This window comes from Micromonospora sp. NPDC023814, from assembly GCF_040639595.1.
In the GTDB taxonomy this organism is placed as follows: domain Bacteria; phylum Actinomycetota; class Actinomycetes; order Mycobacteriales; family Micromonosporaceae; genus Micromonospora.
Genome location: NZ_JBFAAF010000033.1, coordinates 30465 through 45809 on the forward strand (window position 1 = coordinate 30465; position 15345 = coordinate 45809).

Genomic DNA, 15345 nt, shown 5'->3' on the forward strand with positions numbered 1-15345 from the left:
CGGTGGCGCGGCACATCGCCCGCCGCGACCCGCGGGCACACTGGATCCTGCTCCTGCTCGGGCTGGCGCTGCTGCTCGCGGCGCTCACCGTCGACGGCCTGGTGACCGGGCTCGCGGGCGGCTCCGGCGGGGCGCGGGCCGACACGTCCGCCGGGCCGGCGGTGCCGAAGGAGGTCGCCACCGGCGGGCCGGTGCTGCGGCTCGACCAGGATCGGCCGGTCAGCCGTGTCATGCCCGACCGGACGATCGCGCTGACCTTCGACGACGGGCCGGACCCGCGGTGGACGCCGCAGGTGCTCGACGCGCTGCGCCGGCACGGCGCGCGCGCCACCTTCTTCGTGGTCGGCGCCCGGGTCAACGAGCACCCCGAGTTGGTCCGGCGGATCCTCGCCGAGGGGCACGAGCTGGGCTCGCACAGCTTCACCCACGCCGACCTCGGCGCTGCCGCCGACTGGCGGCGGGACCTGGAACTCTCGCTCACCCGCAAGGCGGTCGCCGGGGCGGTCGGCCGCGAGGTCACCCTGCTCCGGCCGCCGTTCTCGTCGCACCCGTCGGCGCTGACCGGCCCCGAGTACGCCGCGCTGCGTGCCGCCGCCGGCACCGGCCACGTCGCCGTGCTCGCCGACCGGGACACCAGGGACTGGCAGCGGCCCGGCGTGCCGGCCATCGTCGAGGCCGCCACCCCGGAGCGGGGGCGCGGCGCGGTGGTGCTGATGCACGACGGCGGCGGCGACCGGGCCCAGACGGTGGCCGCCCTCGACCGGCTGTTGCCCGCGCTGACCCGGCAGGGCTACCGGTTCACCACGGTCTCGGAGGGGATCGACGCACCGGCCTCCATGGTGCCGGCGGGCGGGGGCAGCCGGCTCGGCGGCCACGCCCTCCGGTGGACCCAGACCGGCGCCGGCTGGCTGGCCGGGGCGATGGACCTGCTGCTCGGGCTCGCGCTGGTGCTGGGCGTGGCCCGGCTGGTCGTGCAGGTGATCTGCGCCCAGGTGCACGTGCGGCGGGTCCGCCGACCGGGGTGGGCGCGGCCGACGATCACCGCGCCGGTGTCGGTGATCGTGCCCGCGTACAACGAGGCCGCGAACATCGCCGCGACCGTCCGGTCGCTGGTGGCCAGCGACTATCCGGCGCTGGAGGTGATCGTCGTGGACGACGGGTCCAGCGACGACACCGCCGGAATCGTCGAGCGGCTCGGCCTGCGCGGGGTGCGGGTCGTCCGGCAGGCCAACGCCGGCAAGCCGGCGGCGCTGAACACCGGCATCCGGGTCGCCCGCGCCGACCTGCTGGTGCTGGTCGACGGCGACACCGTCTTCCAGCCGGACACCGTGCGCCGGCTGGTGCAGGGCTTCGCCGACCCGACGGTGGGCGCGATCTCCGGCAACACCAAGGTCGCCAACCGGCGCCGGCTGCTCGGCCGCTGGCAGCACCTGGAGTACGTGATCGGCTTCAACCTCGACCGCCGGATGTACGACGTGCTGGAGTGCATGCCGACCATCCCCGGCGCGATCGGGGCGTTCCGCCGCGAGGTGCTGTTCGCCGTCGGCGGGGTGCCCGCGGACACGCTGGCGGAGGACACCGACCTCACCATGAAGGTGCTGCGGGCCGGCTGGCGGGTGGTCTACGAGGAGGCCGCCATCGCTTGGACCGAGGCGCCCTCCTCGCTGCGGCAGCTCTGGCGGCAGCGCTACCGCTGGTGCTACGGCACCATGCAGGCGATGTGGAAGCACCGGCACGCACTGCGCGAGCGGGGCGCCGGCGGCAGGCTCGGCCGGCGCGGCCTGCCGTACCTGACCGTGTTCCAGATCGTGCTGCCGCTGGCCGCCCCGGCGGTGGACGTCTACGCCGTCTACGGCCTGCTGTTCCTGCCCTGGTCGACGCTGGTGCTGGCCTGGGCGGGGCTGCTGCTGCTCCAGGCGGGCACCGCCGCGTACGCGCTGCGGCTGGACCGGGAACGCCCCGGCCCGCTGTGGAGCCTGCCGTTCCAGCAGTTGATCTACCGGCAGCTGATGTACCTGGTGGTGGTGCAGTCGGTGGTCACCGCGCTGATCGGCAACCGGCTGCGCTGGCAGCGGATGGTACGCACCGGCGAGGCCGCCGCCCTGATCCCCACTCCCCGCTGACCCGGCTGACCGGGACCGGCGGGCGGAGACGTCGTAGCCGGCGCAGTGCCGGCCGCCAGGACCGTCAGCGCGGACCGAACAGGCCGGCGGACCAGGAGAGGGCCAGCCCGAGCACCGCCGAGCAGCAGCAGACCAGCAGGGTGGCGGCGACCACCGCGAGGATCACCCAGGTCGGCCCGCGCCGGGCCACGCCCGGCTCCGCTGCCGCGTCGCCCCGGTCGCCGTCTCCGTCCGGGGAGCCGGGCGGATCGTCCTCCGCCCGGCTCCCGTGCGTTCCGGTCACCCCGCCGCGGCTCAGGCGCGGCCGAGGCGGTCGAGGATCCAGGCGTTGATGAACGCCTCCTCGCGCCACGCGTCGTAGCGACCGCTCGGCCCGCCGTGGCCGGCGCCCATCTCGGTCTTGAGCAGGTAGTCGCCCTGCGGGGCGACCGCCCGCAGCCGGGCGATCCACTTCGCCGGCTCGTGGTAGAGCACGCGGGTGTCGTTGAGGCTGGTCACCGCCAGGATCGCCGGGTAGTCCACCGCCCGCACGTTCTCGTACGGGGTGTAGGACTTCATGTACGCGTACACCTCCGGGTCGTCGAGGGGGTTGCCCCACTCCTCCCACTCGGTGACGGTCAGGGGCAGCGACGGGTCCAGGATCGAGGTGAGCGCGTCCACGAAGGGCACCTGCGCGACGATCCCGGCGAACGCGTCCGGGGCGAGGTTGGCCACCGCGCCCATCAGCAGCCCGCCGGCCGAGGCGCCCCGGGCGACGAGCCGGTCGCCCGCCGTCCAGCCGGCCTTGACCAGGTGCCGGGCGCAGGCGACGAAGTCGGTGAAGGTGTTCTTCTTGGCCAGCAGCTTGCCCTGGTCGTACCAGCGGCGGCCCAGTTCGCCGCCGCCGCGGATGTGCGCCACGGCGAAGATGACGCCCCGGTCCAGCAGGGACAGCCGGGCGATGGAGAACCACGGGTCCATGCTCGCCTCGTACGAGCCGTAGCCGTAGATGACGCAGGGGGCGGAGCCGTCCTTCGGCGTGCCGGCCCGGCAGACCAGCGAGATCGGCACCCGCGTCCCGTCGTCGGCGAGCGTCCAGTCGCGGTGCTGCTCGTAGTCGGCCGGGTCGTACGCCCGCCCGTCCGGCCCGGGCTTCACCGGCTTCTGCCGGCGCAGCACCATCTGCCGGGTGACCAGGTCGTAGTCGTAGACCGAGTCGGGGGTGACCAGCGAGGTGTAGCGCAGCCGGATCTGCCTGGTCTGGTATTCCGGGTTGCTGTCCAGGCCGACGCTGTAGAGCGGCTCCGGGAAGTCGATGTCGAAGGCGTCGCCGCCGCCGATCGGCAGCACCCGCAGCCCGGTCAGCCCGTTGCTGCGCAGCGAGACGACCAGGTGGTCGGCGAAGGCATCCACCGCCTCCAGCCGGGTGCCGGGCGAGTGCTCGATCAGCGGCACCCAGTCGCCGGGCGCGTCCGCCGAGGTGTACGCCAGGGCGAAGTCCTCGGCGCCGTCGTTGTGCAGGATCAGGAAGCGGTGGCCGTGGTGCTCGACCGTGTATTCCACGCCCTGCCGGCGGGGCGCCACGGACGCGGGCGCGCCGGTCGGGTTGCCGGCCGGGATCACCAGCACCTCACTGGTGATCTTGCTGTGGATGTCGACGAGGACGAACTTCTCGGAGCGGGTCAGCTCGACGCCGACCCAGAAGCGCTCGTCGTCCTCCTGGTGGACCACCACGTCCTCGCTCGACGGGGTGCCCAGGGTGTGCCGCCAGACCCGGTTGGGCCGCCACGCCTCGTCCACGGTCACGTAGAACAGCACGGAGGCGTCGGCGGACCAGGCGGTGCCGTAGAACGTGTCGGGCACCTCGTCGGGCAGCAACTCGCCGGTGGAGAGGTCCTTGACCCGCAGCGTGAACCGCTCGTCGCCGGAGAAGTCCGTCGAGTATGCGAGCCACCGCCCGTCGGGGCTGACGTCGAACGCGCCGAGCGCGAAGAAGTCGTGCCCCTCGGCGAGCAGGTTGCCGTCGAGCAGCACCTCCTCGCCCTCCAGCGGCGCGCCGTCCGCGCTGACCGGCGGGTCGGTCTCGCCGTCCCGGACGGCCCGGCGGCACTGCACGCCGTACTGCTGCCCCTCGACCGTGCGGGTGTAGTACCAGTAGCCGCCCTTGCGGCTGGGCACCGACAGGTCGGTCTCCTGGGTGCGCCGGCGGGTCTCCTCGAACAGGTCGGCGCGCAACCCGTCGAGATGCGCCGTCCGGGCCTCCGTGTACGCGTTCTCGGTGGTCAGGTAGGCGATCGTCGCCGGATCGTCCTTGGCGGACAGCCACGCGTACTCGTCGGTGACGGTGTCGCCGTGGTGGGTGCGCTCGCTGGGCACCCGCTTCGCCGTGGGCACGGGGGTCTCGGTGGTCACGGCGTCACGTTACCGGCGCGGGTCGCCCCCCGGGTGGCCTCGTCGGTCGACCCGCCGCCACATCTTTCGAACATGTGTACGATGACCGGCATGGCGGCAGCAGCGAGTTCCACCGACCGACCCGGAGCCCTCGACATCACCCGGCGGTTGACGGAGATCTGCGGCCCGCCGTTCGCCCGCCTCGCCGGCCCGGCCGACGAGGTGGCCGGGCGCCCGGCCCGCTGGGTGGCCGTGCCCGGCGGTCCGCACGCCGCCGCCGAGGTGCTGCGGCTGGCGGCCCGGCACGACCTGACCGTCGTCCCGCGCGGCGCCGGCACGAAGATCGACTGGGGCGCCGCCCCCGACCGGGTCGACATCATGCTCGACACCGGCCGGCTCGCCGGGATCGGGCACCAGCCGACCGGCGCCCCCACCGTCGAGGTCGGCGCGGGCACCCCGTTGCGCGCGGTGCAGGCCGCGCTCGAACGCACCGGGCAGCGGCTCGCGGTCGACGCCCCCTCGCCCGGCGCGACCCTCGGCGGCGTGCTCGCCGCCGGCGAGGCGGGCCCGCTGCGGCACCGCCACGGCAGCCCGTGCGACCAGCTCCTCGGCGTGCGCTACCTCGACGCCGACGGCGAGTTGGTCAACGCCGGCGGCGGCGTCGACGGGCTGGAGCTGGCCCGGCTGCTCTGCGGCTCGCAGGGGGCACTCGGCGTGCTGGTCTCCGCGACGCTGCGGGTGCAGGCCGTGCCGGCCGGCCGGATCTGGGTCACCCGGCCGGTCTGGACCCCGCTCGAGGTGCACGACCTCGTCCGCACGGTGCTCGCCGCGCGCCTCGACCCGGCCGCGGTCGAGCTGGACCTGCCGGCCGGCGCGGGACCCCGGCCGCGCCAGGACGGCCGGGCCGAGTCGATGGCGCGACACCCGTCCATGGCGGGGCGCGCCGCGCTCGGCCCGGCCGGTGCCGGCCGGCTCGCGGTGCTGCTGGAGGGCGGCCCGGCCGACGTCGCCGAGCGGGCCGACCGCCTGGTCACGCTCCTCGGCGGCAGGTCCGGGGTCAGCCACTCGGCGCCGGAGTGGTGGCGCCGCTACCCGTTCGGCCCGGGCGACACGGCGCTGCGGATCGAGGTGCCGATCGCCGACCTGCACGCCGCCGTCTACGCGCTGCGCGACGCCGCCGGCGCTCCCGTCCCGGTGCGCGGCTCCGCCGGCCTGGGCGTGGTGCACGCGGCCCTGCCCGGCACGATGGCTCCCGACCGGGTGGCCTCGATCCTGGCCGCCGTCCGCGGGGTGCTCCTCGCCCGGCAGGGGCGGTGCGTGGTGCTCTCCGCGCCGCCGGCCGTCCGGCGGGCCGTCGACCTGTGGGGCGAGCTGGCCGGGCTGCCCCGGCTGCGCGCGGCCAAGGAGCACCTCGACCCCCACCACCGCCTCGCCCCGGGCCGCCTCCCCGGCGGCCTCTGACGAGGCCGCGTCGTCAGGCGGCGTCGTTGCGGAGCACCAGGATGGCGATGTCGTCGCGGGGCGCCTCGGCCGAGAAGCCGAGCGCGGTCGAACGGAGCCGGGCGGCCACCACGTCGGCCGAGTAGCCGGCGAGCGGGGCGGCGGCGTCGCGCAGCCGGTCGGTGCCGAACAGCTCCCGGCCGCGGCGCCGCTCCGTGACCCCGTCGGTGTAGAAGACCAGCGAGTCGCCCGGCTCGAGCGGGATCTCCGCCGTCGGCGAGGTGATCGAGTCGAGCAGCCCGAGCGCCGTGCCGCCGGCGCCGACGAAGGCGGCCCCGCCACCGGAGCGCAGCAGCACCGGCCGGTCGTGGCCGGCGAGGTGCAACGACACGTCGAGCTGCGTGCCGTCGCCCGGCCCGACCGCCGCGAGGGCCAGCGTGCAGTACCGCCCGCCACCCCGCTCGACCAGCGTCTCGTTGACCCGGGCCAGGGCCTCCGGCAGCGGCTTGCCGTCGCCGACCAGCACCCGGATCACGTCGCGGACCAGACCGGTCACCGTGGCCGCCTGCACCCCCTTGCCCGAGACGTCGCCGACCACCACCAGCCAGCGCCCGTCCGGCAGCGGCACCACGTCGTAGAAGTCGCCGCCGACGTCGGCGTCGTCGCCGGTCGGGACGTACTCGGCGGCGAAGCCGATGCCCTCGACCACGGGCAGCACCGGCGGCAGCAGCGACTGCTGGAGGGTCTGCGCGACCCGGCGGCGCTCGGCGTGGATCCGGGCGTTCTCGATCGCCAGCGCCGCCCGCCGCGCCACGTCCTCCAGCACGGCGACCTCGTCCGGGTCGTGCCGGTGCCGCTGGTGCCGGCCGACGGCCAGCGTGCCGAGGCGCTGCCCCCGGGCGATCAGCGGCACCGCGAAACCCTCCATCGGCGCGCCGAGCGGCATCTGCGTGCCGTTGCGGGACGCCTCCCGCAGCCGGGCCTGGACCGACTCCGGGCCGGTCTCCTGGAGCACCTTGTGCAGGTGGGGCAGCACCGACTCGTCGGCATGGCTGGCCGCCGCGAGGCGCAGCCGGCCCCACTCGTCGGTGGTGTGCACCGCGCACCACTGCCCGAGCCGGGGCACCACGAGCTGCGGGATGAGCGCCATCGTCAGCTCGACGTCCAGGGACTGCGCGAGCAGTTCGCTGGCCTCCGCGAGGAAGGTCAGCCAGGCCTGGCGGCGGACGTCCGCCCGGCGCAGCCGGTCGTTCTCCAGGTGCAGCGAGAGCCGCTCGGCCATCAGCACCGCCAGCGGCCGGGCGTACGCCGACGGCGCCGCGTCCAGCTCCAGTTCCCCGCTGTACGGCCGGTGCACCGCCAGCGGCACCCGGAGCAGCTCGTTGCCGGGCCGGGGCTGGCGGCCGTACCGGGCCAGCACCTGTGCGCCCTGTCCGTCCCCCCGGTCCAGCCGGACCACCCCGCCGGCCGCGCCGACCATCTCGGCGACCCGGGTGAGCAGGCCGGTCGCGAAGTCGGGCAGCGGGTCCTCGGCGTACGGGTCGGGGGTGGTCTGCATCAACTCGCTCATCGCCCCCGCGCTCGGCGCGGAGCTCTCCGCCGTCGCGGCGGCGCCACCCCCGGCGGCCGCGGCGCTCGGCGCCGTCCCCTGCCCGGCGTGGGTCTCCCCGTCGCCGCCCGGGTCGGGCCGGTCCAGCCGGAACCAGACGCCCTTTCCGGTCGGCAGGTAGGTGGTGCCCCAGCGGCTGGCGAAGTGGTCGACCAGCAGCAGGCCCCGGCCGCGCTCGGAGACCTCGTCGATGTCCGTGGTGTCGTTGCGGACCCCGACGGTCAGCTCGTCCACCGGGCCGGCCGCGAAGTCGGAGACGGTGACGGTGAGCCCGTCCGGGTCGGCGACGACCTCGATGTCCAGTTCGGTGCGGGCGTGCTCCACCGCGTTGGTGGAGAGTTCCGTGGTCAGCAGCAGCGCCTCGTTGACCAGCTCGTCCAGGTGCGCCTCGGTGAGCACCGACCGCACCAGCGCCCGCGCCGCCGCGGGCGTACGCCGGTCGGCGGGGAGCCGGACGCGCCGGACGTGCTCGTCTCGGCCCCTGGCCTCCGCGGGCCCCGTCTCCGCTGACACCCCCGTATCCTCCACCGCCGTCCGCTCGGCTGCCAAGCCGGTGCCGGACGAGCGGGACGGAGGGCGTCGGGCCGGCGTGGCGGCCGGCGGCGGGACGGGCGGAACGGGATGGTTGTCGCGTGTGGCGATCGACCGCGCAGACGGGGCGGAACGGGATGGGCGGGACGGTTGCCGCGCGTGGCGAGCGGTCGCGCAGACGTGGCGGGGGCGACGTCGCGGGCACAATGATGGGATGGCCTGCGTCGCAGGAGTCGGTGGCCCCGAGCTGAGCGAGGAATGATGACCACGGCGAAACAGTCGGTGACCGCGGATCCATCCGCGCCCGACCACGAGGCGCTCCTCGTCGAACTGACCGAGGCGCTGCGGCGGGTCGGCCGCGGCGACCTCAAGGTCCGGCTGCCCCGACGGGCGGGCCGGGCCGGCGAGGTCGCGGACGCCTTCAACGAGGTCGTCTCGCTCCAGGAGCGGCAGTACCTCGACCTGCGGCGGATCAGCCGGATCGTCGGCCGGGACGGCCGGCTCACCGAGCGCCTGGACGACGAGGGGCTGGACGGCTCCTGGGCGGAGGGGCAGCGGGCCGTCAACTCGTTGATCGACGACCTCGGCCGGCCCACCACCGAGATCGCCCGGGTCATCGTGGCGGTCGCCGAGGGCGACCTGTCCCAGCACATGGCGTTGGAGATCGACGGCCGGCCGCTGCGCGGGGAGTACCTGCGCATCGGGCGCACCGTGAACACGATGGTCGACCAGCTCTCGTCGTTCGCGGACGAGGTGACCCGGGTGGCCCGCGAGGTGGGCACCGAAGGCAAGCTGGGCGGCCAGGCCGACGTGCGCGGCGTCGCCGGCACCTGGAAGGACCTCACCGACTCGGTGAACACCATGGCGTCGAACCTGACCGGCCAGGTGCGGTCGATCTCCCAGGTGGCGACGGCGGTGGCCAAGGGCGACCTGTCGCAGAAGATCACGGTCGGGGCGCGCGGCGAGGTCGCCGAGCTGGCCGACACGATGAACTACCTGACCGACACCCTGCGGCTCTTCGCCGAGCAGGTGACCCGGGTGGCCCGCGAGGTGGGCACCGAGGGCAAGCTGGGCGGCCAGGCCGACGTGCCGAACGTGGCGGGGACCTGGAAGGACCTCACCGACAGCGTCAACTCGATGGCGTCGAACCTGACGTCGCAGGTGCGCAACATCGCCCAGGTCTCCACGGCGGTGGCGCGGGGCGACCTGTCGCAGAAGATCACCGTGGCGGCGCAGGGCGAGATCCTGGAACTCAAGGACACCGTCAACACGATGGTGGACCAGCTCTCGTCGTTCGCCGACGAGGTGACCCGGGTCGCGCGGGAGGTGGGCATCGAGGGCAAGCTGGGCGGCCAGGCCCAGGTGCGTGGCGTCTCCGGCACCTGGCGCGACCTGACGGAGAACGTCAACCAGCTCGCCGGCAACCTGACCAGCCAGGTCCGCAACATCTCCCAGGTCTCCACCGCCGTCGCGAAGGGCGACCTGTCCCAGAAGATCACGGTCGACGCGCAGGGCGAGATCCTGGAGCTGAAGAACACCGTCAACACGATGGTGGACCAGCTCTCGTCGTTCGCCGACGAGGTGACCCGGGTGGCCCGCGAGGTGGGTACGGAGGGCAAGCTGGGCGGTCAGGCCCAGGTGAAGGGCGTCTCCGGTACGTGGCGGGACCTGACGGACAACGTGAACTCGATGGCGTCGAACCTGACGTCGCAGGTGCGCAACATCGCCTCGGTGACCACGGCGGTGGCGAAGGGCGACCTGTCCCAGAAGATCACCGTGGACGCCCGCGGCGAGATCCTGGCGCTGAAGTCGACGGTCAACACGATGGTGGACCAGCTGTCGTCGTTCGCCGACGAGGTGACCCGGGTGGCCCGCGAGGTGGGTACGGAGGGCAAGCTGGGCGGTCAGGCCCAGGTGCGTGGCGTCGCCGGCACCTGGCGGGACCTGACGGACAACGTGAACTCGATGGCGTCGAACCTGACCGCCCAGGTGCGCAACATCGCCCAGGTCTCCACCGCCGTCGCGAAGGGCGACCTGTCGCAGAAGATCACGGTCGACGCGCAGGGCGAGATCCTGGAGCTGAAGTCGACCGTGAACACGATGGTGGACCAGCTGTCGTCGTTCGCCGACGAGGTCACCCGCGTGGCCCGCGAGGTGGGCACGGAGGGCAAGCTGGGCGGTCAGGCCCAGGTGAAGGGCGTCTCCGGCACGTGGCGGGACCTGACGGACAACGTGAACTCGATGGCGTCGAACCTGACGTCGCAGGTGCGCAACATCGCCTCGGTGACCACGGCCGTCGCCAACGGCGACCTGTCGCAGAAGATCACGGTCGACGCGCAGGGCGAGATCCTGGAGCTGAAGAACACCGTCAACACGATGGTGGACCAGCTCTCGTCGTTCGCCGACGAGGTCACCCGCGTCGCCCGCGAGGTGGGCATCGAGGGCAAGCTGGGCGGCCAGGCGCAGGTGAAGGGCGTCTCCGGCACCTGGCGGGACCTCACCGAGAACGTCAACCAGCTCGCCTCGACCCTCACCACCCAGCTGCGCGCCATCGCGCAGGTCTCCACCTCGGTGACCCGGGGCGACCTGACCCAGCGGATCGCGGTCAAGGCGCAGGGCGAGGTCGCCGAGCTGAAGGACAACATCAACCAGATGATCGTCACCCTCCGGGAGACGACCAAGAAGAACGCCGAACAGGGCTGGCTCGACTCGAACCTGGCCCGCATCGGCGGACTGCTCCAGGGCCAGCGCGACCTCGGCGAGGTCTGCCGCATGATCATGATGGAGGTGACCCCGCTGGTCGACGCGCAGCTCGGCGCGTTCTTCCTGGCGGACACCTCCGAGGGCGTGATGCGGCTGCGGCTGACCGCCTCGTACGGCTACGTCGCCCGGGGGCACGACGTCACGTTCGGGCCCGGCGAGGGGCTGGTCGGCCAGACCGCCCTCTCCCGCCGGACGATCCGGATGGGCGGGACACCGGACGGCAGGCTCATGCTCCGCTCCGGGCTCGCCGAGACCCCGCCGGCCGACCTGGTCGTGCTGCCCGTGCTCTTCGAGGGCGAGCTGCTCGGGGTGATCGAGTTCGCCAGCGTGACGCCCTTCTCCGAGCTGCACCTGTCCTTCCTGGAGCGGCTGGTGCTCACCACCGGCATCGCCGTCAACACCATCCAGGCCAACCGGCGTACGGAGGAACTGCTCGCGCAGTCCCAGCGGCTCGCCCACGAGTTGCAGGAGCAGTCGGCCGAGCTCCAGCGCACCAACGCCGAGCTGGAGGACAAGGCGCAGCTGCTCTCCGAGCAGAAGGGCAACATCGAGACTAAGAACCGCGAGATCGAGCTGGCCCGGCTCGGCCTGGAGGAGAAGGCCCAGCAGCTCACCCGGGCGTCGGCGTACAAGTCGGAGTTCCTGGCCAACATGAGCCACGAGCTGCGTACGCCGCTGAACTCCCTGCTGTTGCTGGCCCGGCTGCTGGTCGAGAACTCGGAGCAGAACCTCACCCCGAAGCAGATCGAGTTCGCCCGGACCATCCACGGCGCCGGCTCCGACCTGCTGTCGCTGATCGACGACATCCTGGACCTGTCCAAGATCGAGGCGGGGCGGATGGACGTCGAGCCCACCGAGGTGCGGTTCGACGAGATCCGCAGCTACGTGGAGCAGGCGTTCGCGCCGCAGGCCGACGAGAAGGGCCTGGACTTCCAGGTGCGGATCAGCAAGGACCTGCCGCCGGCCCTGGTCACCGACGCCCAGCGGCTGCAGCAGATCCTGCGCAACCTGCTCTCCAACGCGGTCAAGTTCACCGACAACGGCGCGGTGACGCTGCGGATCGCGCCGGCGCCCGAGAACACGGCCTTCGACGTGCCGGCGTTGACCAACGCGCAACAGGTCATCGCGTTCACGGTGGTCGACACCGGGATCGGCATCTCCGACGACAAGCTGTCGTTGATCTTCGAGGCGTTCCAGCAGGCCGACGGCACCACCAGTCGCCGCTACGGCGGCACGGGGCTGGGGCTGTCCATCAGCCGGGACCTGGCCCGGCTGCTGGGCGGCAGCATCGCCGTGTCGTCGGCGCCCGGGCAGGGCTCGACGTTCACCCTCTTCGTGCCGGACGTGCTCGCGCCGGACGCGGTGGTGGCGCCGCTCCCGCCGTCGCCGGCCCGGGCCGGGCTGCCGTCGTCGCTGCTGATGCCGCCGCCGGAGCTGCCCGAGCCGGCCTCCACGCCGGCCACCCAGCGGCTGGAGGGAGCCACCGTGCTGATCGTCGACGACGACGTCCGGAACGTCTTCGCGCTGACCAGTGCGTTGGAACTGCACGGGCTCACCGTGTTGTACTCGGACAACGGGGCGGACGGCGTCCGCCTCCTGGCCGAGCATCCGGAGGTCGACATCGTCCTGATGGACGCGATGATGCCCGACCAGGACGGTTACGAGACGACCCGGCAGATCCGGCGCAACCACCGGTTCGCCGACCTGCCGATCGTCTTCCTGACCGCCAAGGCCATGCCCGGCGACCGCGAGTCGGCGCTGGCGGCCGGGGGAACCGACTACATCACCAAGCCCGTCGACCTGGACGAGTTGATCGAACTCATGGCGTCCTGGATCAGCGGCAGCCGAACCGAGGAGAGTTCGTGACCCAGATGGCCAAAGCGCTCCTGGTGGACGACCGCCGGGAGAACCTGATGGCGCTGGAGGCGATCCTCCAGGGGCTGCCGGTCCAGTCCGTCGCCGTGGAGAGCGGTGAGGCGGCACTCAAGCAGCTGCTGGTCGACGACTTCGCGGTGATCCTGCTCGACGCCCAGATGCCGGACATGGACGGCTTCGAGACGGCGAGCCACATCAAGCGGCGTGAGCGTACGCGGCACGTGCCGATCATCTTCCTCACCGCCGCGGACCGGGACGCCCAGCTCGCGCTGCGCGGCTACGCGGTCGGCGCGGTCGACTACCTCACGAAGCCGTTCGACCCGTGGGTGTTGCGGGCCAAGGTGTCGGTCTTCGTGGAGCTGTGGGTGAAGACCCGGCAGCTCGCGGCCCAGTCGGATCTGGTGCGGGAGCGCGACGCGCAGTGGCGGGTGCTCACCGACGCGGTCGACGAGGCCACCGCGATGCTGCGGACGGACGACCCGGACGCCCGCGACCGCGCCGTCGACCTTCTCGAACAGGCCCGCTGGGGCAACACCTCCTGACCCACTCCGCCCCACTCCCCCCGCCCGCACCCCCGGCCCCGCGTCGATCTTGCACTTCCTGCACGGGCAAAGAGCGCAAAAGCGGACAATCTAAGGGCCGAAAGTGCAAGATCGCCGGGCCGGGGCCGGGGCGAGGGGTGGGGGGAGTGGGTCAGGCCGTGGTCTGGTCGTTGCGGATCATCAGGGCGCTGCGGAGGCCGGTGATGTCCAGGACGCGGAGCAGGAAGTCGCCGACGTTCGTCAGCATCAGGAGGCTCTGCGCGTGGCTGGCCTTCCGGCTGAGCACGACGAGGGTGCCCAGGCCCTGCGAGTCGCAGAAGGTGACGCCGCCGAGGTCGAGCACGATCCGCGGCGGCGGATCGGCGAGCACCTCGTTGATGACGGTCGACAGCTGGGTGGCCGTGAGCATGTCGATCTCACCGGCCAGGCGCAGCACAGCTTCGTCGCCCGTCCGGTGTAGCGTGATGGACAGTTCGGCACGATCCACCGGGTCAGCCTAGCGCGATCCCGGCGACCCGGCCTGTCGAGCCGGGGTGCCGCACCCGTCGAGCGGGAGCACCGCCGACCCGGAGCCCTGGAAGGGCGCGGCGAGACCGCTCGGGAGGCCGGGGCGGGTGAGCCGGGTAACCCCGGTGCGGGGTGCCTGCCGATTCGCCGCCCGGCGCTGACACAATGGCGGCATCGTGACCGATATGTTTCCCGCCGGATCCGGCCGTTACCCGGCCGACGCGCCGGCCTCCGAGGCCCTGTTCGACCGCGCCAAGGCCATCGTGCCCGGCGGGGTGAACTCCCCCGTGCGCGCCTTCCGTGCCGTCGGCGGCACCCCGCGCTTCATGGTCCGGGGGGAGGGGCCCTGGCTCTACGACGCCGACGACCGGCGCTACGTCGACCTGGTCTCCTCCTGGGGCCCGCTGATCCTCGGCCACGCGCACCCCGAGGTGGTGGACGCGATCCGGGCCGCCGCCGCGAGGGGCACCAGCTTCGGCACCCCCACCCCGGGCGAGGTCGAGCTGGCCGCCGAGATCGTCGACCGCACCCCGGTCGAGCAGGTCCGGCTGGTCAACTCCGGCACCGAGGCCACCATGTCGGCGATCCGGCTGGCCCGGGGCTTCACCGGCCGCCCCCGGATCGTCAAGTTCGCCGGCTGCTACCACGGGCACTCCGACGCGCTGCTGGCCGCCGCCGGTTCGGGCGTGGCCACCCTCGGCCTGCCCGACTCGCCCGGCGTGACCGGCGCGGCGGCGGGCGACACGATCGTGCTGCCGTACAACGACGTCGCCGCCGTGGAGCAGGCGTTCGCCGCCGAGGGCCAGCACATCGCCGCGATCATCACCGAGGCCGCCGCCGGCAACATGGGCGTGGTCGCCCCGCGCGACGGGTTCAACCAGCAGCTCGCCCGGATCGCGCACGCGCACAGCGCGCTGCTCATCGTCGACGAGGTGATGACCGGGTTCCGGGTGTCCCGCGCCGGGTGGCACGGCCTCGACGCCTCCGACGCCGACCTGTGGACGTACGGCAAGGTCATGGGGGGTGGGCTGCCGGCCGCAGCGTTCGGCGGGCGCGCGGAGATCATGGAGCGACTGGCCCCCGCCGGGCCCGTGTACCAGGCCGGCACGCTCTCCGGTAACCCCCTCGCCTGCGCCGCCGGCCTGGCCACCCTGCGGCTGGCCGACGACGCGCTCTACCGCCGGCTCGACGAGGCGGCCGCCGTCGTGAGCAAGCTCGCCGCCGACGCGCTCGCCGCCGCCGGGGTGCCGCACCGGCTGTCGTACGCGGGCAACATGTTCTCGATCTTCTTCACCGACGCCGACGTGGTCGACTACGACAGCGCCCGCACCCAGCAGGTGCCGGCCTTCAAGGCGTTCTTCCACGCGATGCTCGCCGGCGGCGTCTACCTGCCGCCAAGCGCGTTCGAGGCGTGGTTCGTGTCGGCGGCGCTGGACGACGCCGCTCTGGAGCAGATCGCCGCCGCCCTGCCGGTGGCGGCCAACGCGGCGGCAGCGGCGGGTCACGGGGGGTAGCGGTGAGCGCGAGGAGTGAGCCGGGTCTGCGAGCCCCGCAGTCGCGAACGAAGGGGGCGTAGCGGTGAGCG

Annotated in this window: 9 protein-coding genes; 5 read left to right on the forward strand and 4 right to left on the reverse strand. The window is 73.5% G+C overall.

Annotation, left to right across the window (positions count from 1 at the left end; all coding sequences use genetic code 11):
• The first annotated feature begins 2 nt into the window (after positions 1-2).
• Positions 3-2123 (forward strand): bifunctional polysaccharide deacetylase/glycosyltransferase family 2 protein, encoded by a 2121-nt coding sequence (locus AB0G14_RS19295; protein ID WP_357699138.1) that lies wholly within the window; start codon positions 3-5, stop codon positions 2121-2123.
• Between the two features lie 64 nt (positions 2124-2187).
• On the opposite strand, the gene AB0G14_RS19300 is transcribed toward AB0G14_RS19295, so the two are convergent.
• Positions 2188-2406: a hypothetical protein gene (locus AB0G14_RS19300; protein ID WP_357699140.1), complete on the reverse strand. Its 219-nt coding sequence runs from the start codon at positions 2404-2406 to the stop codon at positions 2188-2190.
• Positions 2407-2417: 11 nt separating this feature from the next.
• Positions 2418-4514 carry a S9 family peptidase gene (locus AB0G14_RS19305; RefSeq protein ID WP_357699142.1) on the reverse strand — a complete coding sequence of 699 codons (2097 nt, stop codon included), beginning with the start codon at positions 4512-4514 and terminating at the stop codon, positions 2418-2420.
• A 90-nt stretch (positions 4515-4604) separates the two neighbouring features.
• On the opposite strand from AB0G14_RS19305, the gene AB0G14_RS19310 reads away from it, so the two are divergent.
• Positions 4605-5954 (forward strand): FAD-binding oxidoreductase, encoded by a 1350-nt coding sequence (locus tag AB0G14_RS19310; protein WP_357699144.1) that lies wholly within the window; start codon positions 4605-4607, stop codon positions 5952-5954.
• A gap of 13 nt (positions 5955-5967) precedes the next feature.
• Here AB0G14_RS19310 and AB0G14_RS19315 read toward each other — a convergent pair whose 3' ends face one another.
• Complete coding sequence (locus tag AB0G14_RS19315; protein WP_357699146.1) at positions 5968-8055, reverse strand: SpoIIE family protein phosphatase; 2088 nt, start codon at positions 8053-8055, stop codon at positions 5968-5970.
• Between the two features lie 279 nt (positions 8056-8334).
• Between AB0G14_RS19315 and AB0G14_RS19320 the strand changes: the two genes are divergently transcribed.
• Positions 8335-12702, forward strand: coding sequence for a HAMP domain-containing protein (locus tag AB0G14_RS19320; RefSeq protein WP_357699148.1), 4368 nt, complete (start codon positions 8335-8337; stop codon positions 12700-12702).
• Entirely contained in the window at positions 12699-13253 is a 555-nt protein-coding gene (locus tag AB0G14_RS19325) for a response regulator (RefSeq protein ID WP_357699150.1), read from the forward strand. Before AB0G14_RS19320 ends, AB0G14_RS19325 begins: the two co-directional genes overlap by 4 nt.
• Before the next feature lie 151 nt (positions 13254-13404).
• On the opposite strand, the gene AB0G14_RS19330 is transcribed toward AB0G14_RS19325, so the two are convergent.
• A complete protein-coding gene (locus AB0G14_RS19330) occupies positions 13405-13740 on the reverse strand; it encodes an STAS domain-containing protein (protein WP_357699152.1) in 336 nt (111 codons plus the stop codon).
• Positions 13741-13936: 196 nt separating this feature from the next.
• On the opposite strand from AB0G14_RS19330, the gene hemL reads away from it, so the two are divergent.
• On the forward strand, positions 13937-15274 hold the full coding sequence (gene hemL / locus AB0G14_RS19335) for a glutamate-1-semialdehyde 2,1-aminomutase (RefSeq protein ID WP_357699154.1): 1338 nt from the start codon (positions 13937-13939) through the stop codon (positions 15272-15274).
• The last annotated feature ends 71 nt before the right edge of the window (positions 15275-15345 follow it).

What these genes read in the sequence shown, in the direction of transcription:
- AB0G14_RS19310 (WP_357699144.1), top strand. Translation starts at nt 4,605, where the DNA reads ATGGCGGCAGCAGCGAGTTCCACCGACCGACCCGGAGCCCTCGACATC.
- AB0G14_RS19320 (WP_357699148.1), top strand. Translation starts at nt 8,335, where the DNA reads ATGACCACGGCGAAACAGTCGGTGACCGCGGATCCATCCGCGCCCGAC.